15 protein-coding genes are annotated in these 23087 nt (G+C 73.8%); 6 read left to right on the top strand and 9 right to left on the bottom strand.

Features of this window, described 5'->3' with window-relative positions; all coding sequences use genetic code 11:
* Positions 1 to 188 precede the first annotated feature (188 nt).
* From ACZ4TO_RS12220 to ACZ4TO_RS12210, 3 genes are all read right to left on the bottom strand, one after another.
* A complete protein-coding gene (locus ACZ4TO_RS12220) occupies positions 189 to 1502 on the bottom strand; it encodes a hypothetical protein (RefSeq protein ID WP_468024112.1) in 1314 nt (437 codons plus the stop codon).
* Positions 1503 to 1678: 176 nt separating this feature from the next.
* A complete protein-coding gene (locus tag ACZ4TO_RS12215; protein ID WP_468024111.1) occupies positions 1679 to 3325 on the bottom strand; it encodes a GAF domain-containing protein in 1647 nt (548 codons plus the stop codon).
* A gap of 22 nt (positions 3326 to 3347) precedes the next feature.
* Positions 3348 to 4385: a rod shape-determining protein gene (locus tag ACZ4TO_RS12210; RefSeq protein WP_382782070.1), complete on the bottom strand. Its 1038-nt coding sequence runs from the start codon at positions 4383 to 4385 to the stop codon at positions 3348 to 3350.
* Positions 4386 to 4820: 435 nt separating this feature from the next.
* On the opposite strand from ACZ4TO_RS12210, the gene ACZ4TO_RS12205 reads away from it, so the two are divergent.
* Positions 4821 to 8456: a S8 family serine peptidase gene (locus ACZ4TO_RS12205; RefSeq protein ID WP_468024110.1), complete on the top strand. Its 3636-nt coding sequence runs from the start codon at positions 4821 to 4823 to the stop codon at positions 8454 to 8456.
* Between the two features lie 181 nt (positions 8457 to 8637).
* On the opposite strand, the gene ACZ4TO_RS12200 is transcribed toward ACZ4TO_RS12205, so the two are convergent.
* Complete coding sequence (locus ACZ4TO_RS12200; RefSeq protein ID WP_382782065.1) at positions 8638 to 10023, bottom strand: carboxyl transferase domain-containing protein; 1386 nt, start codon at positions 10021 to 10023, stop codon at positions 8638 to 8640.
* A complete protein-coding gene (locus tag ACZ4TO_RS12195; RefSeq protein WP_468024109.1) occupies positions 10016 to 11566 on the bottom strand; it encodes an acyl-CoA synthetase in 1551 nt (516 codons plus the stop codon). Before ACZ4TO_RS12195 ends, ACZ4TO_RS12200 begins: the two co-directional genes overlap by 8 nt.
* Before the next feature lie 298 nt (positions 11567 to 11864).
* On the opposite strand from ACZ4TO_RS12195, the gene ACZ4TO_RS12190 reads away from it, so the two are divergent.
* On the top strand, positions 11865 to 12509 hold the full coding sequence (locus ACZ4TO_RS12190; RefSeq protein ID WP_382782059.1) for a toxin-antitoxin system, toxin component: 645 nt from the start codon (positions 11865 to 11867) through the stop codon (positions 12507 to 12509).
* Between the two features lie 54 nt (positions 12510 to 12563).
* Here ACZ4TO_RS12190 and ACZ4TO_RS12185 read toward each other — a convergent pair whose 3' ends face one another.
* Complete coding sequence (locus ACZ4TO_RS12185; protein WP_382782755.1) at positions 12564 to 13661, bottom strand: MerR family transcriptional regulator; 1098 nt, start codon at positions 13659 to 13661, stop codon at positions 12564 to 12566.
* A gap of 252 nt (positions 13662 to 13913) precedes the next feature.
* Between ACZ4TO_RS12185 and ACZ4TO_RS12180 the strand changes: the two genes are divergently transcribed.
* Positions 13914 to 14789, top strand: coding sequence for an ATP-grasp domain-containing protein (locus tag ACZ4TO_RS12180; RefSeq protein ID WP_468024367.1), 876 nt, complete (start codon positions 13914 to 13916; stop codon positions 14787 to 14789).
* Between the two features lie 35 nt (positions 14790 to 14824).
* Here ACZ4TO_RS12180 and ACZ4TO_RS12175 read toward each other — a convergent pair whose 3' ends face one another.
* Positions 14825 to 15454 (bottom strand): hypothetical protein, encoded by a 630-nt coding sequence (locus tag ACZ4TO_RS12175; RefSeq protein ID WP_468024108.1) that lies wholly within the window; start codon positions 15452 to 15454, stop codon positions 14825 to 14827.
* 112 nt (positions 15455 to 15566) lie between these two features.
* Here ACZ4TO_RS12175 and ACZ4TO_RS12170 point away from each other — a divergent pair, with 112 nt between their 5' ends.
* The 3 genes from ACZ4TO_RS12170 (at position 15567) to arfA (ending at position 18844) form a co-directional block, all read left to right on the top strand.
* The gene (locus ACZ4TO_RS12170) at positions 15567 to 16340 is read left to right on the top strand and encodes an IclR family transcriptional regulator (protein ID WP_355775284.1); all 774 of its coding nucleotides are present in this window, start codon (positions 15567 to 15569) and stop codon (positions 16338 to 16340) included.
* Positions 16337 to 17182, top strand: coding sequence for an SMP-30/gluconolactonase/LRE family protein (locus ACZ4TO_RS12165; RefSeq protein WP_468024107.1), 846 nt, complete (start codon positions 16337 to 16339; stop codon positions 17180 to 17182). Before ACZ4TO_RS12170 ends, ACZ4TO_RS12165 begins: the two co-directional genes overlap by 4 nt.
* A gap of 159 nt (positions 17183 to 17341) precedes the next feature.
* A complete protein-coding gene (gene arfA / locus ACZ4TO_RS12160) occupies positions 17342 to 18844 on the top strand; it encodes an arabinosylfuranosidase ArfA (RefSeq protein ID WP_468024106.1) in 1503 nt (500 codons plus the stop codon).
* Between the two features lie 30 nt (positions 18845 to 18874).
* On the opposite strand, the gene ACZ4TO_RS12155 is transcribed toward arfA, so the two are convergent.
* Positions 18875 to 21856, bottom strand: coding sequence for a beta-galactosidase (locus ACZ4TO_RS12155; protein WP_468024105.1), 2982 nt, complete (start codon positions 21854 to 21856; stop codon positions 18875 to 18877).
* 211 nt (positions 21857 to 22067) lie between these two features.
* Positions 22068 to 22859: an intradiol ring-cleavage dioxygenase gene (locus tag ACZ4TO_RS12150; protein WP_468024104.1), complete on the bottom strand. Its 792-nt coding sequence runs from the start codon at positions 22857 to 22859 to the stop codon at positions 22068 to 22070.
* Between the last annotated feature and the right edge of the window lie 228 nt (positions 22860 to 23087).

Here is a 23087-nt window from a genome sequence, read left to right as displayed (position 1 = left end):
TCAACCGTCGGCCCGCCGCTCCGCGCGAGATGCCGATCGACCGCAGGACGCCCTCGGGCCGTCTCCTGCCGTACTGACGCACACGCGCCCCGACTCGCCGCACCGACGTGTCCGCCGGTGCGAAGCACACGGCCCGCCGGGTGGATACCCGGCGGGCCGTGTGCTGTCCGGACGGTGAGGTCCGGTCGTCAGTCCCGGGCCGCGCGACGGCGTACGACGAGGATCGCGCCCGCGCCGGCGGCGAGGGCCGCGGCCGCCGCGCCCGCGAGGGGGAGGGCGGAACCGGAACCGGTGCTCGCGAGGTCGCCGCCGGTGGCCGAGGAGCCGGAGGACCCGGTCGCCGCCGAGCCGCCCGTGGAGCCCGAACCGCCGGTGGAGCCCGAACCGCCGGTCGAGGTGCCGCCGGAACCGCCCGTGGTGGACGTGGAACCGGAACCGCCCGTCGAGCCGCCGTCGCCCGAGCCGCCCGTCGAGCCGCCGGCGCCGTCGACGTCGAGCAGGATCGCGGCCGAGTCGTTCTTCTTGTTCCTGTCGTACGGGCGCTCGGCGGCGTCGAGCGTCACCGAACCCCTGGCCCCGGCCACGGCCTTGTCGATCCGCAGCCTGAACGAGTAGGTGACGGCGCCTTTCTCTTCGATCCAGTAGTTGGCGAGGTCGCAGCGGTAGCTCCCGGCGGCCACCTTCGAGCAGGCACTGGACGGCTTGGTCACCGTCGTACCGGCGGGCATCTTGACCAGGACCTTGGCGACAGGGTCGCCCAGGTCCGACCTCACCCAGGCCGGACCCGCGTCGGTGAACCCGGTGTCCAGGGCGACCGTGTCCCCGACGCGGCCCTTCAGCCGGGCGCCCGTCGCCTGGAGGTCGGCCGTGTTGTCCGCGGTGACCGGCACGCTCTCCGCGTCCCAGTCCGGGTGGTCCACGTCGCCGGCACGCACCGGCGTGTTCGAGGGCAGTTCGGTCAGCTTCACCGCGGGCCCGGTGCCCCGTACGGTCTCCTCGGTGCCGTCCTCGTCGCCGGAGTCGTACGTGGAAACCGTCATGCGGAGGCTTTCGTACAGCGCGTGGTCGAGGACGTTCATCTTCAGCGGCTTCTCGGGCGCGTAGACCGAACCGGCCTTCACCGTCTGGTCGAACTCGCACACCGCGGTGGAGTGGCTCGGGTTCTCGTCGTAGGAGCCGATCTCGTAGCGCACGCAGTTGGACGGCAGTTCCTGGTGGGCCAGACCGCGGGAGACGGTGTAGGCCAGGTAGACCTTGTCCAGATCCGTGGCTCCCTTGTTGGCGAACGTGCCGGGCAGCTCGACGCTGCTGCCGGGATCCAATCCGTCGATCGGCGTGAGCCAGGCCAGGGCCAGACCGGTCGGGGTGACCTCGGCGGCGGCGGGGACGGTGGCCAGCGCCATCAGGCCGACGACGCCGACCGCGGCGGCGGTGACCGTGGCGGCGGTGACCTTGGCCGTGGTCCTGCGCGGCGGGCGGCGGTCGAATGCGGTCCGGAGCATGGGGGGATCCTCGCGAGTGAATCGGCGGATACGTACGGACGAACGACAGGGGAACGGTGATTCCCGAACGTCAGACGCCTCCCCCGGCGGGAGGGTTGTACGCCCCGGACGGAAATCGAGCCCCGCCCTTCACCGCCGTCCCGTCGTCCTCCGCCTCACCTCACCGCTCCCGGACGTCACAGCGGTGACTGCCAGTTGACGTCCGGGGCGCCCGAGGCGTCGTTCGGGACGCCGTCGGCGTGGACGGTCAGACGGACGCCGGGCCGGCCGTCGGGCAGGGTCACCGTCACATCGACGGCGACCTCGATCCGCGACACCCCGGACCGTCGCGAGGCGGCGGCCAGGGCGCGCCGCAGCACGGCGAGCAGCCGGCCCGCCGCCGGCTCCGTGATCCGGTTCTCCACCGGGCCGGTGAACCGGGTGGACGGCCGGACGCCGAGGACCGCCGCCGCGCCCGCCGTCTCGCGCAGGACCTTGCCGCGGAACGTGGTGGGGGCGTCGGCGGGCGGCTGCTGCAGCGCGAAGATGGCGGTACGCACCTCCTGGACCGTGGCCTCCAGTTCGTCGACCGCCCGGCCGAGGGTCGCCGACACCTCCTCCGCCTGCCCGTCGCCGCCTCCGTGCGCGGCGTTCCTGCGCTGTGTCGACTCCAGCATCATGCCGGTGGCGAAGAGGCGCTGTACGACGAGATCGTGCAGGTCACGGGCGATACGGTCGCGGTCCTCGTACACCGCGAGGAGTTCACGGCTGTGCCGGGCGTCGGCGAGGACCAGGGCGAGCGCGACCTGCGAGGCGAACTGGGTGGCCAGCAGGCGTTCGACCTCGGTGTACGGGCGGTCGCCCCGCCCGCGGGGCAGGGCCAGCGTGCCGATGAGCCGGCCCTCGGTCTGCAGGGGCAGCATCATGCTCGGCCCGAACCGGGACCGTACGGAGGTCGTCATCCGCGGGTCGGTCGCCGAGTCCTCGATGAACACCGGCTCCCCGCCCAGGAGTTGTTCGAGGACCGGGCTGCCGGGCGCGATGGTGGTGCCCACGATGCCGGCCGGGTCCCCGGGGGTGGAGGCGACCACGATCTCCATGCCGCCCTCGTCCGTGGGCTTGAGGATGATCCCCGCCGAGGCGTCCGCGAGCATCCTGGCGCGTTCGGCGACCGTGGTCAGCGCGTCGGCCGCGGTGCCGCCGCTGAGCAGGGTGGTGGTGACGGCGGCGGCGCCCTCGATCCAGCGCTCCCGCTGCCGGGCCGTCTCGTAGAGCCGGGCGTTGGCGATCGCGATACCGGCCTGCGCGGCGAGCAGGCGCACCACCTGCTCGTCCTCGCGGGTCACGGGTCCGGTGGACTTGTCCGCGAGACAGAGGTTGCCGAACACCTCGTCGTCGACCCGGATGGGAACGTCCAGACAGATGTCGGCTTCCCGCTCGTCACGGAGCTCGGGGGAGGGGGGCTCCTCGGACGCCCCGGACTCCTTGTCGGCCGGGGGTTCCCGGGACGCCGACGCCGACGCCGGGGATTCGGTGGACGCCGGGCGCTCCCGGGGCGCCGGGGATTCGGTGGACGCCGGGGACTTCCCGGTCGGCCGGGGTTCCTCCGGCGAAGGGCCCGTCTCCGTCCGGTGCGGTCCCGCGGTGCGGATCCGTACGAGCCCGTCCCGCGCCGGGTCCCGCATCCCCAGCACCGCGTACCGGGCCCCGGTCAGTTCGGCGGCGGCGTCCACGATCCGCTGGAGGGTCGCGCGCAGTCCGAGTTCGGTGCCGACGCTGAGGACCGCCTCCAGCAGGGGTGGGAGTCCGGGCAGGGGGTCGGTCGTGGAAGGCCCTTCGGACACCGTTCGCCGGTCCTTCGGTACGTCAGTTGGCCAGCGGGTTCAGGATCATCGGCTCGATCTTGCCCTCCAGCATGTAGCCGAGGCCCTGGACGGCACAGAGTTCGGGGCGCTCGGCGATGTGGACGGGCACGCCGGTCGCCTGCCGGAGCATCTGGTCGAGCCCGGGGAGCAGCGCGCTGCCGCCGACCATCATGATCCCGCGGTCGGCGACGTCGGCCACCAGATCGGGCGGGCAGGACCGCAGCACCTTGCCGATGCCGTCCAGTACGGCGGTCAGCGGGGTCTCGATCGCCATGCGGACGGCGGCGGTGTCGACCTTCACGGAACGCGCCAGCCCGGTCGCCACGTCCCGCCCGTGGATCTCGGTCAGGGCCGGCCCGTGCGGGGTCAGCCCGTTCCCGGAGAGGGCGAGCTGCAGCGGCCGTACGGCCTGACTCGGCAGCATCAGCTCGTGCTGGTGGCGCAGGTGCTGCACGATCGCGTGGTCGACGGCCTCACCGCCGACCGGGATGCGCTCGGCGGTGACGATCGACCCCAGCGACAGCACGGCGAGCTGGGTCGCGGCGGCCCCGCACACCATGATCATGGTGGCCTCGGGACGTTCGACGGGCAGTCCGCAGCCGACCGCCGCCGCGATGAGCGTGTCGACGAGCTCGACCCGCCGCGCCCCGAGCCCGACCAGCGTCTCGATCGTGGCGCGCTGGGCCAGCGGGCCCGCGTCGTGCGGGGTGCAGGCCGCGGCCCGCAGCCGGGGCTTGCGGCGCAGGGTGCGCCGGACCTTGTCGCCCAGGAGCTGACGCAGCATCCGCTGGGCCATGTCGATGTCGACGACGGTGCCGCCGGACACCGGGCGCACCACCCTGATGTATTCGGGGGTGCGGCCCGTCATCCGCTCCGCGAACTCCCCGACCGCGATCAGGGCGCCCGTCTTCGTGTTGATCGCCGCGACGCTCGGCTGGTCGACGACCAGGCCCGCGCCCCGCACCCACACACGGGTCCGCGCCGCGCCCATGTCGACGGCGAAGTGACAGCGGCGAAGCTGCTCCAGACTGGCGGTCATGGCAGGTCCTCCCGAGAGCGCAGACCGTGGGGCTCCGCCGGACGGCGGTCCTTACTCGCATGGTGCGCGCGCGGCGGGGACGGCGCCCCTTTTGGGCCGCCGGGCGAGGTGCCGCCGGACGGGTGGTCCGACGGCGTCAGGCCCGGCGGCGCCGCCGGGCGCCCGCCGCCGCGGCGCGTCCATCCGCTGAACGCGATCGCCGGGCATCCGGTGCGCCGGGCCGTCCGCCGAAGCAACGGCGTTGCCGTGCCCGCCACTTGACGCTGTCCCGGTTTCTGCGGCTCCTACCGGCATGTCCTGGCGGGAAGCCGCCAGGGCGCCTTCCCGCCAGGTTCCGTCAATGTCACCGCAACACAAGCCCCCCGACACTCTTCGCAAGCACCGGGCGCCACCCCCTGCCCAGGTGCGCGCTCGGCCGACGAAGAGAGGCCATGAATGACCAGAGGACCACTGATACGACCGGCGGCGCTGCTGTCGGCCGGGCTCGTGTTCGCGCTGCTGCCCACGGGCCGGGCCGGCGCGCTGGCCGCCGCCCTCGCCGCGGACACCACCGCCGCCCCGGCCGCGGCGAGAGCCGCCGGAACCACACACACCGTCACCCTCGTGACCGGGGACAAGGTGACCGTCACCGACGTCGGCGGCGGGAAGAGGACCGTCTCCGTCGTACGTCCCCGGGGGGCCACCGGGGCCGTGCGCACCCAGGTCGCGAACGGGACCGTCACCGTCGTACCGGACGAGGCGCTCCCGTATCTGGAGGCCGGCACCCTCGACCGGCGGCTGTTCGACGTGAGCGAGCTGATCCGGCAGGGGCTCACCGACGGGCAGACCGGTGAACTGCCGCTGATCGTGACGTACGACCCGAAGGCGCGCACCACCGTCCCGGGCGGAGCCGAGCGGACGCGGTCGCTGCCGAGCATCCGGGGCGCGGCCGTCGACGCGGACAAGGGCCGGACCTTCTGGAAGGCGATGACCCGGCAGGCCGGGATCGGCAAGGTCTGGCTCGACGGACGCGTCAAGGCCGACATGGCCGAGAGCAACGCGCAGATCGGCACCCCGAAGGCCTGGGAGGCGGGGCTCACCGGCAAGGGCGTGACCGTCGCCGTCCTGGACACCGGCGTCGACACGAGCCACCCCGACCTCGCCGGCCGGGTCGCGCAGACCAGGAGCTTCATCGACGGGGAGGAGGTCGCCGACCGCAACGGGCACGGCACGCACGTCACCTCCACCGTCGGCGGCACCGGCGCCGCCTCCGACGGCCAGGAGAAGGGCGTCGCCCCCGAGGCCACCCTCGCCGTCGGCAAGGTGCTCAGCGACGAGGGCTCGGGCAGCGAGTCGCAGATCATCGCCGGCATGGAGTGGGCCGCGCGTGACGTCCACGCCAAGGTCGTCTCGATGAGCCTCGGTTCGACCGAGCCGAGCGACGGCACCGACCCCATGGCCGCGGCCGTCGACACCCTCTCGAAGGAGACCGGCGCCCTCTTCGTCATCGCCGCGGGCAACACCGGCGCCCCCTCCTCCATCGGCTCGCCCGGCGCCGCCGACTCCGCCCTGACCATCGGCGCGGTCGACTCCTCCGACCAGGCCGCCTACTTCACCAGCGCCGGACCCCGCTACGGCGACAACGCGCTCAAGCCCGACCTGTCCGCACCCGGCGTCGACATCCTCGCCGCCCGCTCCCAGCTCGTGGGCGGCAGCGGCTACTACACCTCCATGAGCGGCACGTCGATGGCGACCCCGCACGTCGCCGGTGTGGCCGCGCTGCTCGCCCAGGAACACCCCGACTGGACCGGCGCCCGGCTCAAGGACGCGCTGATGTCCACGTCCGCGGAACTCGGCGCCTCCGTCTACCAGTTGGGCGCGGGCCGGGTGAGCGTCCCGGACGCCGTCGGCGCGAAGGTCACCGCCACGGGCAGTGTCGACCTCGGCTTCCACGGCTGGCCCCACGACGACGACAAGCCCGTCACCAAGACGGTCACCTACTCCAACTCCTCCGACGCGGCGGTGGAGTTGACGCTCGCCGCGGAGGGGGCCGGCGAGGGTGTCGCCACCCTCGCCGACACCACGCTCACGGTGCCCGCGCACGGCAGCGCCTCCACCACGCTCACCGGCGACAGCCGGAAGGCGCCCGCGGGTCAGACGTCGGGCCGGATCGTGGCGTCGGTGGCCGGCACCCCCGTCGCGCACACCGCGTTCGGGCTGGTCAAGGAGGAGGAGCGGTACACGCTCACCGTCCATGTGAAGGACCGGGACGGCGGCCCGGCCGCGGCCTACCTCGCCGTCCAGCAGCTCGCGAAGGACGTCGACGCCTATTCCGCGGCCGTCGACGACTCCGGCACGCTGAAGCTGCGGCTGCGCCCGGCCACGTACAGCCTCACCTCGTTCCTCGACGTGCGCGGCAGCCACGGCGCCGACTCCCTCGGCCTCGGTTTCCTCGCCGCACCCCAGATCGTTCTCGACCAGGACCGCGAAGTCACCCTGGACGGGCGGAAGTTGCGGGAGATCAGCGCCAAGGTCGACCGGCGCACCGAGACCCGGCAACTGATCATGGAGTACGACCGTGCGGGCGGCGGCGCCGACCTGTTCGGCGCGGTCCAGCTTCCCGTCAAGTACGACAGCGTGTTCGCCGCGCCGACCCCGAAGGTCACCGAGGGCACCTTCGACTACCGGACCGTGTGGCGGCTGGGCAAGCCGCTCCTGGAGGTCGCGGGTGTCGAGGAGACGGTCGTCCAGCCGGGGACCACGCTGACCGAGGGCCGCACCAGGCTGCCGCTCGTCGACGTCGGGAGCGGACCGTTCACCGGCGTGAGCGGCAAGGCCGTGCTCGCGAGACTCACCGACGGCGTCTCGCCGGCCGCGCTCGCCCAGGCGGCCCAGGACGCGGGCGCCAAGGCCCTGTTCGTCACCGACGACGCGCCGGGCCGTCTCAACGCCTGGTTCGGCACGGACGCCTACGAGGACCGGCCGCTGCAGGTCGCGACGGTCGACGCGGCGGACGCGGCGCGGCTGCGCGCGAAGCGGACCGTCGACATGACCAGCACCCGCAACTCGCCGTACGTGTACGACCTTTCGCACGGCTACACGGGGGCCGTCCCGGACCGGAGCCTCGCCTACGAGCCCGGCCGCCGTGAACTGGCCGTGCTGGACACCAGGTTCTACGCGGTGAAGCCCGTCTCGGGCAGCGAGTACCGCTACTCCATCGTCGACCCCTTCCCCATCGGACTCGGCTTCCAGGAGCGGATCGACTACCCGGCCGAGCGCACCGACTACGTCTCCACCGGCACCGGACAGACCTGGTCGGAGTCCGTGAACGTCGGGACGGGCGCGCTGGAGGAGCGCAGCGGCCTGGTCGCCTACCGGGGCGGCGCCCACCAGGGCCTGAACTGGTTCAAGCCGGTCTGGCACCCCTGGCTCGGCACCGGACTCGGCTGGGGCCAGCAGCGCTCGGGCGACGTCATCCAGTTCAACACGCCCGGCTGGGGCGACTCCGGCCCCGACCACACCGGCTTCGGCGACGTGTGGAGCGACGACACCGGGATGACGCAGTTCACCGAGGTGTACCAGGACGGTGTCCTGCTCGGCCGGCGGCAGAGCTCCGCGGGATACGTCTGGGACGCGCCCGCCGACGAGCACACCTACAAGGTGGTCACGGACACGACCCTCGACCCCGAGCGCTGGAAGCTCTCCACCAAGGGCCACACGGAGTTCACCGTCCGCTCGGCGGCCACCCCCGACGACCGCTGGACCTTCCTCCCGCTCGTCAACCTCGGCTACGACATCGACACCGACCTCGCGGGCGACGTGCGCGGCGGCCGGGTGCCGGTGAGCATCCACGCCGAGTACGTGAAGGGCGCGCCGGACACCGGCACCCTCGGCGGCGGAAAGCTGGAGGTGTCCTACGACGACGGCGCCACCTGGAGGACGGTCCCGCTGAGCGGCGCCGGCACGGCCCGCTGGAAGGCCACGCTGAACGTCCCGCGCGGCGCGGCGTTCGTGTCGCTGCGGGCGTCCGCCCACGACGACCAGGGCGGTTCGGTCAGCCAGGAGATCATCCGGGCGGTGGGTGTCCGGTGACCGGTCGCCGGGTGGCGGGCCGCCCGGGGCGGGAGCCCGCCACCCGGTCCCATCCCTCCGGCGCGCCGCCACCGAGGCGGCCCGGAGAACCGCGGGCCGCCACCGTCGTGGCGCCCGGGTGAGCAGGCGGCCGTCGGATCCTCCCGGGAGTGAGGATCCGGCGGCCGCCGTCCGGCCGGCCTCAGGGGCGGCGCGGCGAGATGCCCCGGATCACTCCCAGGTCCAGCAGGTCCTGCGGCCGCACCCGGAGCTGGGCCGCCGTCGCCCGGACCTCCTCGGCGGGCCGCTTGAGGATCGCGGCAGCCGACTCCGGCGCGATGACGGAGAAGTAACTGTCCGGCGTGGCCCAGGTGTTGCCGGGAGCGGCCAGGGCCAGCGCGCCGCCTGAGCCGCCCTCGCCGATCACCAGCGTGGTGACGGGCGTGCGGGCGGTGGCGACCGCCGCGAACAGGTCCGCGATCGCCGAACCGGCCCCCTGCCGCTCGGCGAGCGCGTCGTTCGCGGCGCCCGGGGTGTCCACCAGCGTCAGGACCGGGATGCCGAGCCGCCCCGCCATCCGCACCAGCCGGGCCGCCGTGCGGTATCCGGCGGGACGGGTCGGGGTCCCGCGCTGGGCGGCGTACGCGACGGTCCGTCCGTCGTGCGCGCGGCCGAAGCCGCACAGCACGCCGTCGTCGGTGCCGCCGCAGCGGTCGCCGCCGATCGCCGCCCGGCGGGTGAAGTAGGCGTCCAGGTAGGCCTCGGCGCGCGGGCGCTGTGCGGACCGGGCGCGTCGCACCGCCTCCCAGCCCGTCGCGGGCGGGTCGGCCGCCTCGCCCAGGGCGGCCGGGACGGGTGCCGCCCCGACGGCGGGCCGGGTGAGCAGGTCCAGCCACAGGGCGAGCGTCTCCCGCAGCCCGTCCTTCGGTACGAGGGCGTCGACCGCACCCGCCGCGACCTGCGCCTCGGCGGTGTACGCGGCCGGGTCCGCGTCGGGCGGGCGGACCCGGGAACCCGCGAAGGCGACCTGGGCGCCCGGCAGCGCCAGGGTCACGTCGGCGCCCGCGCCGAGCGTGGCCCAGCCCCCTCCCGTCGTCGGGTCCCGCAGCACCGCGACCTGGGCGAGCCCCGCCTCCCTGAGCAGCGCCGACTGCCGTGCCACCCGCTGGAGCTGGGTCAGCGCGAGCATGCCCTCCTGCATCCGGCTGCCGCCCGTGGCGACGAGCGAGACGACCGGCAGCCGGTGCGTACGGGCGTAGTCGTAGGCCGCCTCCAGACGGTCCCCGGTGCGTTCGCCGAGCGAACCGCCGAGGAAGCCGAACTCGAAGGCGACCAGGACGGCGGTGACCGGACCGAGCGGAGCCCTGCCGTCGATCGTGGTGCCGAAACTCGCCGTCCCGAAGGTGGCCGTACCGCAGACGACGGACTCCTCCTCGCCGGTACGGGCCGCCGCGCGCGCCCGCGCGTCCCCGTACCCGTTCCAGGAGAGCGGGCCGTCCGGCGGGAACTCCCCTTCGGGGGAGGGGAGTTCGGCGAAGCTGTCGGTGACCAGGGCGATGGCCTCGCGGGCGGAGATCCGTTCAGTCACGCGGCAGCTCCCGCTTCAGGATCTTGCCCATGTCGTTGCGGGGCAGCTCCTCCACGAAGCGTACGGTGCGCGGCCGTTTGTGCGGGGCGAGCCGCCGGGCCACATGGTCGGCCAACTCGTCGGCGGACGGCGGCGCCTGGGGGTCGAGCGGGACGATCCAGGCCGCCACGCGCTCACCGAGGTCGGCGTCCGGCTCCCCGGCGACGGCGGCCTCGCGGACCCCGGGGTGTTCGAGGAGCGCGTTCTCGATCTCACCCGCGCCGATCTTGTGACCGCCGCTCTTGATCAGGTCGGTGGCCTTGCGGCCGACGATGCGGACCGAGCCGTCGGGGTCGAGGACCGCCATGTCGCCGGTGCGGAACCAGCCGTCGGCGGTGTACGCGGCGGCGGTGGCGTCGGGCCGGTTCAGGTACTCGGTGAACAGGTTCGGCCCCCGCACCTGGATCTCGCCCACGCTCTCGCCGTCGTACGCCCCGGCCGGCGTGCCGTCGGCCTCGTACCAGGCGATCGCCGTCCCGTCCTCCTCGACGAGCCGCAGCCCGACGCCGGGCAACGGCACCCCGACCGTGCCGGGACGCACCTCCCCGTCGGCCCGCACGCTCGTGTTCATCAGGGTCTCGGTCATGCCGTACCGCTCGACGACCCCGCGCCCGGTCGCGGCACCGATCCGCTCGTGGTCGTGCAGGGGCAGCGCCGCCGAGCCCGACACCAGCAGCCGCGCCCCGCCCAGTGCCTTGGCGAGCCCGGGGTCCTCCCCGAGCGCCTCGGCGAGGCGGTGGTACATGGTCGGCACCCCGAACAGCATGGTCGCCCCGGCGCCCAGCTCCCGCGCCACGCCCTCGACGCTGAACCGGCCCAGGTGCCGTACGGACCCGCCGCGCCGCAGCGGGCCGAGGACGCCGATGATCAGCCCGTGCACATGGAACAGCGGCAGGCCGTGCACCAGCACGTCGTCGCCGGTCCACTGCCAGGCGTCGGCCAGGGCGTCCAGGGTCGCGGCGATCGCGCGGCGCGGGATGACCGCGCCCTTGGGCGGACCGGTGGTGCCGGAGGTGTAGACGATCAGGGCGGGGGCGGCGGGGTCCGTGACCGTGCCGGCGCCGACGGTCTCCGCGCCGCCGGGACCCCCGGCCCCCGAGCCCGCCTCCGGCTCCGTCCGATTCGCCGCCGCCTCCGCCGCCTCCGCGTCCACCACCACGTCCACGCGCTCCAGCGCCCCGAGCGGCGCGGGCAGCACGTCGCCCGGGGCCGCGAGCACCAGCGTCGGCGCGCTGTCGCCCAGGATGTGGCCGAGTTCCGTCTCTCCCGACTTCGGGTTCAGCGGTACGGCCGGCACGCCCGCGAGCAGCGCGGCGACGACACCCACGGCCGTCTCCAGGGCCGGCGTGGCCCAGACGGCGACCCTCCCGGCGCCGTCGAGCCGCGCGGCCAGCGCTTGCGCGGAGGCGGCCAGTTCCGCGTACGTGAGGGACCGATCGCCGAAGCGCAGCGCGGACCGGTCCGCGACCGAGCCGCCCACCAGGGCCGGGAAGAGGGAGAACACGAGGACTCCTTGCCGAGAGGACTTCACCGGGAGGGACACGTTCTTCCTACACGATCGGAATCCCGGACCGGGCTCTCGGCCGCCCGATCGCGCCGAGGACGTGGAGGGGGAGCGCAGGCTCCGTAAGGATCGCCGCGAAACGGGGGACGATCGCCGGGGAACCGTGGCGTGGACGGACCCGGACACGTAGGGTCGGGCTCGCGTCACAACTTGACGAGTCAACTGCCGGGAGACCTTTGGTGAGTGAGTCCCCGCCGCACCTTCCCGAGGTCCTGCCGGACGGCGGGGAGGCGGAGCGATGACGACGAGGGCCGCCGGCTCCGTCGGAAGGTTCGTGGCGGCGCTGCGTCCGCGCGGGACCCGCTCCGAGATGCGGGCGCTGGCGGTGGAGCTCGGCCGGGTGCTGCGGAGAAGGATCGATACGCCGGTCGACATGCGGGAGCTGGCGCAGGCCCTCTGCGAGGAGATGAGCCGGCGCCGGGGCGGCCGTCCGGTCCAGCTCCGCTTCGAGCGCTTCCCCGACGAGATCGAAGTCACCGGTCTGTGGATGGAGTTCAGCGACTTCGACCTCGTCGTCGTCGAGGAGCGCGCCGAGACCGTGCAGCAACTGGTCATCCTCGGGCACGAGTTGTGGCACATGAAGGAAGGCCACCGCGACCACCACGTGGACGGGGCGACGGCCGTGGCGCGGGCGGCCCTCTCGGACCGCTCCCACCGGCACGAACCCGGACCGCGTTCTGTGCCGTTCCGGCCGGAGGTCGCGCGTGCCGTCGCCGCCCGTGACGGTTCGCGTCAGGCGGACGAGGCGCGGGCCGAGGCCTTCGGCCTGCAACTGGCGAGCGTCTTCCGCTCCTGGGTGACCGGCCCCGGCGACAGCGCCCCCGCCGACCCGGTGAGCCGCGCCATCGAGGCCTCCCTCGGCTACCGCAGACCCCAGGACTGACCCGCGGGCCCGGCCGGACTGCCCCTGACCGAAAGGGAGTCCGGCCGGACGGTCCTACCCGAGCCGGAGTCCGGCCGGACTGCCCGCCTCGACCACGTCCGCGACCACACAACTGACGTTGTCCGGCCCGCCCGCGTCGTTCGCCGCCCCGACCAGGGCCCGGACGGCGGCGTCGGGATCGGGCGCCGCGGCGAGGAGCCGCTCGATCCCCTCGTCGGGCACGACGGTGGACAGGCCGTCCGAGCACAGCAGATAGCGGTCGCCCGGCCGGACGTCCTGAAGCCGCAGATCCGGTACGGACGCGGTGCTGCCCAGCGCCTTGAGCAGCAGCGCGCGCTGCGGATGCGTGGCCGCCTCCTCCGGGGTGAGACGGCCCTCGTCGATCAGCGACTGGACGACGGTGTGGTCGTGGGTGATCCGGAACAGCCCGCCGTCGCGGAGCACATAGGCCCGGGAGTCCCCGATGTGGACGAGCGCGAGCTGGGAGCCGGTCCACACCAGGGCCGTGAGCGTGCTCCCGGTGCCGACGCCGTCCGGGGTCCCCGCCGTGGCGTGCCGCGGCACCAGGTCCGCCACCGCCTGTGCCGCGCCCTCCACGGCGTCCTCCAGCAGGTTGAGCACGCCACCGGCCGACAGCGGCTCGTCGTCCAGGAACGTCAGGGCCCGTACGGCCGCCGTGCTCGCGGGGGCGCCGCCCGGCCCGCAGCCGTCGGCGACCGCGAGGACGCGGGCACCCGCGTGGACGCTGTCCTGGTTCGACTCGCGGACCAGACCGGTGTCGGAGAGAGCGGAGCAACGGAGTTCCAGCATGCTGGTGTCCTTCCCTGGGGGCGGTGACAGTTGGTCCACGAGGAACGCGGCCAGGTCCCGGCGGGCGGCCGTCTCGGCCTCGACCCCGGCCCAGTACGCGCGGATCTCCCGCGCGGCCGGCCCCGGTTCCAGGGCGCACACCCGCCGGATCCCGGCGAGCGGCATGCCGAGCCGGCGCAGCCACGCCACCAGCCGGGCCTGTCCGAGCTGGTCGGCGGCGTAGTAGCGGTACCCGGTCCCGGGGTCCACCCGGGCGGGGCGCAGCAGCTCCAGTTCGTCGTAGAGCCGCAGTGCCTTGGGCGACAGCCGGGAGGCCTTCGCGAAGGCCCCGATCGTCAGCATCTCCACGCGTCCACCCCGTCGCTCCCGTTCCCCGCCGTACCCGAGCCGCACCCGATCCGGATCCGGTCCGCGTCCTCGTTCCGTCACCGATGCTGGGCCCTGCCCCTTGGTGAAGGTCAAGTGTGGCCCGGCCCGGGGGGTGCGGGCGGTTGTTACCCTGCGGCGGGGTTGTCCGGGGGCGGCGTACCGATGGGGTGCGGCCGAGGTCGTGCGCCGGTGCCGTGCCGGTGCCGTACGAGGATGGAGTCCGTCGTGGCCCGTATCGCGCTCGTCACCTACGACCCGGGCGAGGAGCCCGGCGCGGACCGGGACCTGCCCGTGCTGAGGGGAGCGCTGGCGGACGCCGGAGCGGTGGCGGAGATCGTGCACTGGGACGATCCCGCGGTCGACTGGGCGCGGTTCGACCTGGCGCTGATCCGGTCGACCTGGGACTACAGCCGGCGCGTGGCCGAGTTCGTCGCGTGGGCCGAGCGGTGCGCGGGGCTCACCCGGCTGATGAATCCGGCGCGGGTCGTGCGGTGGAACACGGACAAGCGGTACCTCGGTGACCTGGCGGACGCGGGGGTGCCGGTCGTGCCGACCCGCTATCTCGCGCCCGGTGACCCCGTCGACCTGCCCGGCGAGCACGAGTTCGTCGTGAAGCCCACGGCGGGGGCGGGGGCGCGCTACGCCGCCCGGTACACGCCGAAGGAGCGGGAGACGGCCCTCGCGCAGCTCGCCCGGATGCACGCCGAGGGGCTGACCGCCATGGTCCAGCCCTACCTGACCGGCATCGACGTCCGGGGCGAGCGTGCCCTCCAGTTCTTCGGCGGACGGCTGCTGCACGCGAGCCGCAAGGGAGCCGTCCTGGAGCCGGGGACGCCCTACGACGCGGACAAGACGCCCCACCCGCGCCTGGAGGCCTGGGAGCCGAGCGCGGCCGAACTGGCCGTCGCCGAGCAGGCGTTGGCCGCCATACCGGGAGGAGCGGACCGGGTGCTCTACGCCCGTGTCGACCTCGTCGACGGCGCGGACGGCGAGCCCCGGCTGATGGAGCTGGAACTCGTCGAGCCGAACCTCTTCCTGTGGCTGCACCCCGGGTCGCTGCCCGTCGTGGTGGACCGGATCGTCGAGGCCGCCGCCCGCTGAGACTCCCCGTGCCACCGGCAGGGTTCCCGGGGCCCCTATCGACCGGGAGCCCCGGGGTGATCCGGTACGGGTCCCTTGACGCCCACCCGTTGCAGCAGCCCCCAGGTGAACTCCGCCGCGCACGCGTGCGGCACGCCCGACGCGTCGGGCGCCGTGAACGCCAGACCCCAGCGGGTCGGGGCCGTGCCCTCCAGCGGCCGGGCGGGGGCGAAGGCGCGGGCCACCTCGTCGACCGTGCAGCTCCAGGGGGTCAGATCCGCCAGGGTCTCCAGTGCGGGAGCGGGGGCGCCCGGGGCCCGTACCAGCCATTCGTTCCAGACGACGCCGTCCGGGGCGAGCAGGACCTCGAAGCGCAGAGCGGGCCACAACGGCACCGGCCACCGCAGGGCCTCGCAGGTCAGATCGCCGATCCGGCGCTCGGACGCGGACTCGGGAGTGCCGAGGACCGAGCGGTAGCGCGAGGCGGCGGAGCGGGCCCTCGGGGTGCGCAGCATCGCCTGCCAGCGCCGGTTGGCCTCGCGCATGTCCGCGACCGACACACCCAGCTCGTGACGGGCGTCCTCGACCGGGCCGGGGTTGTGGTCGGCCATGCGGCGCAGCAGGACGAGCTGGAAGTCGAGCGGGGTGAAGGGCGTGGCGGGGCGTCTGGCCGGCATGGGCTCCATGGTCGCGCACCCGGCCCCCGCAAACCATTGCCCCGCCCCCGGGCGAATGACTAGCCTGTGTTCGTCATCCCGATCGTCTGTTGAAATTTCGAACAAAAGGGAGGGGCCCGCTGTGGGACGCCTCGTACCTGCCGTGACCCGGGCTCTGGACATACTGGAGCTCTTTCTCGACGGGGACGGGACGCTCTCCGCCCCCGACATCGTGCGCAGGCTCCAGCTTCCGCGCACCACCGTGCACGAGCTCGTGACCACGCTCGCCGCCCGGTCGTACATCGTGCAGGTGCCCGGCCAGCCGGGACGCTACCGGCTCGGCGTGCGCCCGTACCAGCTCGGCAGCCGCTACGCCGAGCAGCTCGATCTCGCGGCCGAGGGGCAGCAGGTCGCCCGTTCCGTCGCCGAGACCTGCGACGAGACCGTACACGTCGCCATCCTCGAAGGCACCGACGTCATCTACATCGCGAAGGTCGACTCCACGCACGCCGTGCGCATGGTCTCGGCCGCCGGCCGCCGCCTTCCCGCGCACTGCACCTCCGTCGGCAAGATGCTCCTGGCCTCCCTCTCCGAGCCGGAGCTCACCTCACGCGTCCCGGACGACGCCGACCTCGTGGCGATGACCCCGAACAGCATCACCGAGCCGGGCGCCCTGCGCGAGGCCCTCGCCGAGATCCGCCGTCGCGGGATCGCCGTCGAGAGCCGTGAGTCCAACCCGGACGTGAGCTGTGTGGCCGCCCCCGTGCGTGACCGGGCGGGACACGTCGTCGCCGCCCTCTCCATCTCCGTACCGATGATCCGCTGGAGCGACGAGCGCCGCGCCGAGCTGGAGCAGCTCGCGGTCAAGGGTGCCGAGGAGCTGTCCGAGCGGCTCGGCCACCGGAACGCGCGGTGACCGCCGTCGAGGTCGCGGTCCGCGCGCACGCGGCGCTCGGCGAGGGCCCGACCTGGGACGCCCGGGCGGGGCGGCTCGTCTGGGTCGACATCCTCGGCTCCCGCATCCACACCTACGACCCCGTCTCCGGCCGCCGCACGGTGCTGGCCACCGAGCAGCACGTGGGCGCGGCCAAGCCCCGCGCGGGCGGCGGCCTGGTCGTCAACCTCCGCGACGGCGTGGGCCTCTACGGGCCCGACGGCGACTCGTTCCGCTGGCTGCACCGGGAGCCGGTGCCCGGCCGGCGCGCCAACGACGCCGCGGTCGCGCCCGACGGCTCGCTGTGGTGCGGCACCATGCGCTACGACGAGGCGCCCGGCGGGGGCACGCTGTCACGGATCGCCCCCGACGGCACGGTCCGCCCGATCCTCGACGACGTGAGCGTCAGCAACGGCACGGGCTGGAGTCCCGACGGCCGCCGTGTCTACTACGTCGACTCGCCGACCCGCCGCGTCGACGTGTTCGACACCGGGGACGACGGACTGCCCGTCGGCAGGCGTCCGTTCGTCACCGTGGAGGACGGCTTCCCCGACGGTCTGACGGTGGACGCCGAGGGCTGCGTCTGGGTGGCCCTCTGGGACGGCGGCGCGGTCCGCCGCTACACGCCGGACGGCACGCTGGACCGGGTGCTCGAACTGCCCGTCCGGCGCCCCACCGCCTGCGCGTTCGGCGGCGCCGACCTCACCGACCTGTACATCACCACCGCGCGTACGGGCCTCGACGCACCGCACCCGATGTCCGGCTCCCTGCTCGTCGTCCCGGGCGCCGGCAAGGGCCTTTTGCAGCCGGAGTTCGCCGGATAGTCGCCCGGTCGGCAGCCGACCGGGCGAGGACGCGCGTCGTCGCGTCCCGGCCGGCGCTCCGTGCGCGCACCATTGACGGGTAAGCGCTTCCTTCCTACGGTCCTGTCCGAAGTCGCGATCGTTCTCCGGCATGTCGAACAGGCGCCCCGAAAGGACACCATGCGCCCTGCCCGCTTCGTCCTCGACCCCGCCTTCACCGTCGGCGAGGTCGACCCCCGTCTCTTCGGTTCCTTCGTCGAGCACCTCGGCCGCTGCGTCTACACCGGGGTCTTCGAACCGGACCATCCGGCGGCCGACGCCGACGGCCTGCGCACCGACGTGCTGGAACTCGTCCGCGAGCTCGGCGTCACGGCCGTCCGCTACCCCGGCGGCAACTTCGTCTCCGGCTACGAGTGGGAGGACTCGGTGGGCCCCGCCGAGGAGCGGCCCCGCCGGCTCGACCTCGCCTGGCGCTCCACCGAGACCAACCGCTTCGGGCTCAGCGAGTTCATCGGCTTCGTACGCAAGATCGGCCCGCGGGCCGAGCCGATGATGGCCGTCAACCTCGGCACCCGCGGGGTCGCCGAGGCCCTGGCACTCCAGGAGTACGCCAACCACCCCTCGGGGACCGCCCGTTCCGACCTGCGGATCGCCCACGGCGACAAGGATCCCTTCGGCGTCCGGCTCTGGTGCCTCGGCAACGAGATGGACGGCCCCTGGCAGACCGGCCACAAGACCGCGGAGGAATACGGCCGGCTCGCCGCCGAGACGGCCCGCGCGATGCGCCAGATCGATCCCGGCGTCGAGCTCGTCGCCTGCGGCTCGTCCGGCCAGGGCATGCCCACCTTCGCCGCGTGGGAGGCGGCGGTCCTCGCCGAGACGTACGACCTCGTCGACCACATCTCCCTGCACGCCTACTACGAGGAGACCGACGGCGACCGGGACTCCTTCCTCGCCTCCGCCGTCGACACCGAGTCGTTCATCGAGAACGTGATCGCGACCTGCGACCACGTGGGCGCCCGGCTGAAGTCCGAGAAGAAGATCAACCTGTCCTTCGACGAGTGGAACGTCTGGTACCAGAGCCGGACCGACCTACACCCGGCCGAGGACTGGCAGGAGGCCCCGCGCCTGCTGGAGGACGTCTACACCGTCACCGACGCGGTCGTCCTCGGCTCGCTGCTCGTGGCGCTGCTGCGGCACGCGGACCGGGTGGCGGTCGCCTGCCTCGCCCAGCTCGTCAACGTCATCGCGCCGATCATGACCGAACCGGGCGGCCCGGCCTGGCGGCAGACGACGTTCCACCCCTTCGCGCAGGCCTCGGCCCACGGGCGCGGCCGGGTCCTCGACGTCCGGGTGGACTCGCCGACGTACGAGACCCGCAAGTACGGCGAGGTGGACCTGCTGCACGCCACCGCGGTACGCGCCGAGGACGGCTCGGTCACCGTCTTCGCCGTCAACCGCGGCCGGACCGAGCCGCTGCCGCTGGAGGTCGCCCTGACGCGGACGGGGCTGACCACCGTCGTCGAGCACAGCGCGCTCGCCGACGCCGATCCGGACGCCGTCAACAGCCTCCACGACCCGGAGCGGGTCACTCCCCACCAGGTCGAGGGGACCACGCTCCAAGGCGGCACGCTCAGCGCCGTCCTGGAGCCGCTGTCCTGGAACATGATCAGGCTCGCCTAAGGCTCCGTTCCCCCGCACTCCCGGGTTTCCTCACGCGCTCCCGGGGCCGGGGGAGGCGACCGGTGTCACCGGCACTCCTCCGGCCGCGCTGCCCAGCAGGGTCAGTTCGACCCGGCCGGGTCCCGCGGGCGTGGTCCCGTCGGACAGCACCGCGAGGGCCAGCGTGTTGTGCCCCCGGGTGCGCAGCACCCCGTTGGGGAGGACGAACGTGTGCTGCGGGCCCACGTCGTTGATGTACTGGCCCATGTTCCAGCCGTTCAGGAAGATCTGGACGCGATAGGCGCGGCCCGGATCGTCCGTGAGGGTGAGCCCGATCGACGCGTCCACCCCGCTGTCCACGCCGAGCCGGAAGCCGGTGCGGTACCAGGTGACGCCCTGGCGCCGCTCGGCGCGCGGGAAGCCGGCGGCCTTCCAGCCGCCGTCGGCGAAGCCCGGCAGATGCCAGCCGTGCCGTTCCCCGTGCAGACCGCCGGTGTTGAGCGGCCCGCGCACCGGGTCGGGGGCCGCCTCGCCCTGGATGCGCCAGCGGACCGCGGGGGAGGCCCCGGTGAAGGTGACGGCTGTCAGGCCCCGGGCCGCCTTGTGCGTGTCGTCGGCCCGGCCGTCCTCGTCGTGCTGCATTCGCCGGACCAGGACGGACAGCACATGGGAACGCCGCTCCTTCGGCCGCACGGGGAAGGTGGCGGTGGCCGCCCAGGTCCCCTTGCGCACGGTCTTCTTGTCCGGCACCGGCATCCGGTGCGTGCCGAGCGGTTCACCGTCCAGCCAGGCCATCAACAGCCCCTGGGTACCGGCGACATACGACAGGGAGACGGAGTCCGCGTCGCCCGCGTCCGTGAAGTGCCCCCGGTACCAGACGTCTCCGTAGTGGAAGCCGTAGTCGTCGGCGAACAGCACGGGCTGCCCGGCGGGTACCGGCGTGACGCTGGACGAGGCCGTCCGGTCCGCCCGCCGCCACGCCGCGTCGTCGTGACCGGGTGCCGCCTCGGGGTTCTCCACGGCCCGGCGCCAGTCGGTGAGCGCGGGCAGCCGCACCCGGCCCGGTCCGGCCAGCGCCCGCTCGGCCAGCAGGCTCCCGGAGGAGGTGGCGTGGGCCTTCAACGGGCGCTCGTTCCAGACGAGTTCGGTCACCCCGCGCGGCCCCCACACCTCCAGGTCCGCCGTCTTCGTCGTGTCGCCGGTGAGTCGCGCGGCCGTACCGCGCAGGACGGCCGTGCGCAGCAGCGCCGGGCCGCGCACCAGCACCGGACCCGACGGGGTGTCGTGGCGCCACAGCAGGCGGGAGCTCTCGTCGTCGGCGAGCAGCAGCAGGAGCGGGGCCTTCACCCCGCCGCCCTCCACCCGGACCCGGGTGAGGCCGTCGAGCACGGCGTCGATCCGCAGGACCCCGTCCTCGTAGCGGTACCGGGCGTCCCCGTCCAGCACGGTGACCTTCGGCTCGCCCGAGGCCTCCAGGCAGGTGCGCGTGGACTCGCCCGCCCGGCCCGTGAACACGGCGATGTCCTGCCGTCCCGCGGCCAGCCACAGCATCGGCTGGGCGGTGGACCAGCTCAGCTTCCGCCGCCCCAGGGCGATCCCGGCGGCGAGCAGCCGGGCGTCGAGGCCGGGCACCGGCACCTCGACACTCGCTCCGGGGAGCGCCACGGTGGCGACGGCGTCGCTGGAGGAGTCGTTCCGCAGCACGTGGAAGCGTGCCTTCGTGTCGGGATTGACCAGGTGGTAGGCCTTGATGCCGGGGCCCGCCCCCATGTCGTCGCCGGGGAGCGGGTCGGCGCGGTCGAGCTTCGCCAGATCGGGCACCGACTGCAGCAGCCGGCCGATCTGGTGCATCGGGACGAGCTTGTCGGTCGGCTGCCGCGCCTCGTCGATGGCGGCCCCGTAGTCGTACGACGTGTAGACGATCGGCGCGGGCAGCCAGCCCCAGGAGGTGCCGCCGAAGGTCATGTAGACGTTGTGGAGCGTGATGCCGTTGGCGAGGTTGGTGAGGTAGAAGCGCCGTTCGTAGGCCGCGTCGCGGGTGCGGCGGGACTCGGCGTATCCGCGGCCGTCGAACTCGGCGCCGCCCCACGGGTCGAACCAGCCGCCGCCGAACTCCGGGATGAAGCCGGGGGTGTCCGGGCTGGCGGTGGAGCCGCCCGTCGTACCGCCGGGGCCGAAGTGTCCCCAGTCCGGCGGGGTCTTGAAGGGGGAGGGGTAGCCGTCGAAGCCGTACAGGTAACGCCCGCGTTCGCCGCCCGTGCCGAAGGTGCCGGGGGCCCAGTGGCCGTTCCTGCCCTTGTCGTTGTGGAAGAGGGGGACGTCGATGCCGTCGGCCCGCACCTTGGCGTACAGGTGGGCCATGTAGTCGCGGCCCGCGGGCTCGGTCACATGGTTGTCGTACTCGTTCTCGAGCTGGTACAGGATGATCGTGCCGCCGCCGTCGGTGTGGAGGTGGCGGGCGGCGATGCGGTCGACGGCGGTCAGCCAGGCGTCGACGTGCCCCAGATAGGTGGGGTCGGAGGTGCGGGCGACGCCGGGGGTGGCCGTCAGCCAGCCGGGGAAACCGCCCGCGTCGACCTCGGCGTTGATGTACGGGCCGGGGCGCAGGATGACGTACAGCCCGGTCTCGGCGGCGGTGCGCAGGAACAGGTCGAGGTCGCGGACCCCGGTGAAGTCGTGCTTCCCGGGCGCGGGGGAGTGGTAGTTCCACGCGACGTAGATGCTGACCGCGTTGTAGCCGTGGGCGCGCATCTTCTGCAGGACGTCCCGCCACAGGGACGGGCTGGGCAGCCGGAAGGGGTGGAACTCGCCCGACCAGATGACCAGGCGCCTGCCGTCGATCAGCATCGAGTAGCGGTCGAAGCCGACCGTGTGTCTCCTGCCGTCGGCCGAGGGCGGCGCGGGCGCGGGTCCGGTGGGTGCGAGGGGCGTCCTTCCGGCGGCGCACGCCTCGTCGCTCCCGCTGCCGCTCAGTGAGAGGCCGAGGGCGGCGGTGCCGGCGAGTGCGCTGAAGGTACGTCTGCTCAACACCATGCGGGTACTCCCGGGGGACGGCGACGGGGGTTCCCCGCCCTCCGGTGGGGGGCCGGGAGCCGGGGAGGTGCGGCCATTGTCCACAGGAGCAGGTCATTCGATGGTCGTATGACGATCCCGGCGCGAGGGGATTACCCGGTATGGCCGTGGCCGGGGGCGGCCCGCGGTTTCGCGGACCGCCCCCGGCCTCTCCGTGGGGGGAGGGTACGGGTCAGCTCGTCTCGACGCCGAGCGTCAGCGTGCCGGTGTAGCCGGCGGAGGTGGTGCTGCCGAGGGCCGTCAGGGTCAGGAGGCCGGAGGCGGCGCCCCCGTCGTCGTAGACGGAGTCCTGGGCGAGGGTGGTGCGGGTGACCTTGTTGGTGGAGTACGGGGACACCTTGGCCATCGCCGTGGTGATCTTCTCGTCGAAGAAGAGCTGACCGGTGTGGAGTTCCCTGCCGCCGGTGAAGGAGCCGTCGGAGGTGAGGGTGACGCCGGTGTGCACCTTGACGTGGATGTGCACGCAGCGGCCGCGGTACCAGCCGGGGTAGACGCTGGTGATGTTCGCGACGCCGGAGGCGTTCGTCAGGACGCCGCCGCGCAGGAACGTGCCGTCGTCCGGCTCGCTGTGGCCGTTGTTGCCGACGAAGCCGGAGTACTCGCCGAGTGCGTCGCAGTGCCAGATCTCCACGAGGGCGTTGCCGATCGGCGCGCAGGTGGAGTCGTCGACGACGGTCAGGACCAGCTTGAGGGGGGCGCCCGCCTTGCCTTCGGTGACGTCGGAGCGGACGAGCTGGCCGTCGAGGTAGTAGGGGCCTTCGGTCATCTCCTTGGTGAGGGTGCAGACGGCCGCCGCCGCGGGGGCCGCGTCCGCCGGGTCCGTGACCGGGGCGGGGGTGGCGGTGGGGGCGACGGGTGCCGCGGCGGCCACGGCGAGGGCCGCGGCCGAGGCGCCCGCGGCGATCAGTACGGTGCGGCGCCCGACGGGGGCCGCTGACGTGTCGTTCGTGGGGGTGTCTGTCATGGACACGGCACCGTAGGGAGGGATGCTGTCGGAGGGCTGTGCATTCCGCAAAGTGACCGCCCGTCAAGCTCCTTGTCGGACACGCTGCCGGTCCGCCGTGGTGCGCCACCGGCACCGGGCGCCTGGAGATCGGGCTTCGGGTCGTGGGCGGATCCCCGCGGCCGGCCCGTGGGGAGGCCGATTCCGCGGGGGTCCCGCCCGGCCTGTGGGGAGGCCGGCCGCGCGGGG

It is taken from the genome of Streptomyces sp. NPDC028298 (assembly GCF_055565895.1).
This window is presented reverse-complemented; position numbering and strand designations above follow the sequence as displayed.

Coding starts and splice junctions, on each gene's coding strand:
- ACZ4TO_RS12155 (WP_468024105.1), bottom strand. CDS start 21,856: ATGGTGTTGAGCAGACGTACCTTCAGCGCACTCGCCGGCACCGCCGCC.
- arfA (WP_468024106.1), top strand. CDS start 17,342: ATGCGCCCTGCCCGCTTCGTCCTCGACCCCGCCTTCACCGTCGGCGAG.
- ACZ4TO_RS12175 (WP_468024108.1), bottom strand. CDS start 15,454: ATGGAGCCCATGCCGGCCAGACGCCCCGCCACGCCCTTCACCCCGCTC.
- ACZ4TO_RS12190 (WP_382782059.1), top strand. CDS start 11,865: ATGACGACGAGGGCCGCCGGCTCCGTCGGAAGGTTCGTGGCGGCGCTG.
- ACZ4TO_RS12185 (WP_382782755.1), bottom strand. CDS start 13,661: ATGCTGACGATCGGGGCCTTCGCGAAGGCCTCCCGGCTGTCGCCCAAG.
- ACZ4TO_RS12205 (WP_468024110.1), top strand. CDS start 4,821: ATGACCAGAGGACCACTGATACGACCGGCGGCGCTGCTGTCGGCCGGG.
- ACZ4TO_RS12220 (WP_468024112.1), bottom strand. CDS start 1,502: ATGCTCCGGACCGCATTCGACCGCCGCCCGCCGCGCAGGACCACGGCC.
- ACZ4TO_RS12210 (WP_382782070.1), bottom strand. CDS start 4,385: ATGACCGCCAGTCTGGAGCAGCTTCGCCGCTGTCACTTCGCCGTCGAC.
- ACZ4TO_RS12150 (WP_468024104.1), bottom strand. CDS start 22,859: ATGACAGACACCCCCACGAACGACACGTCAGCGGCCCCCGTCGGGCGC.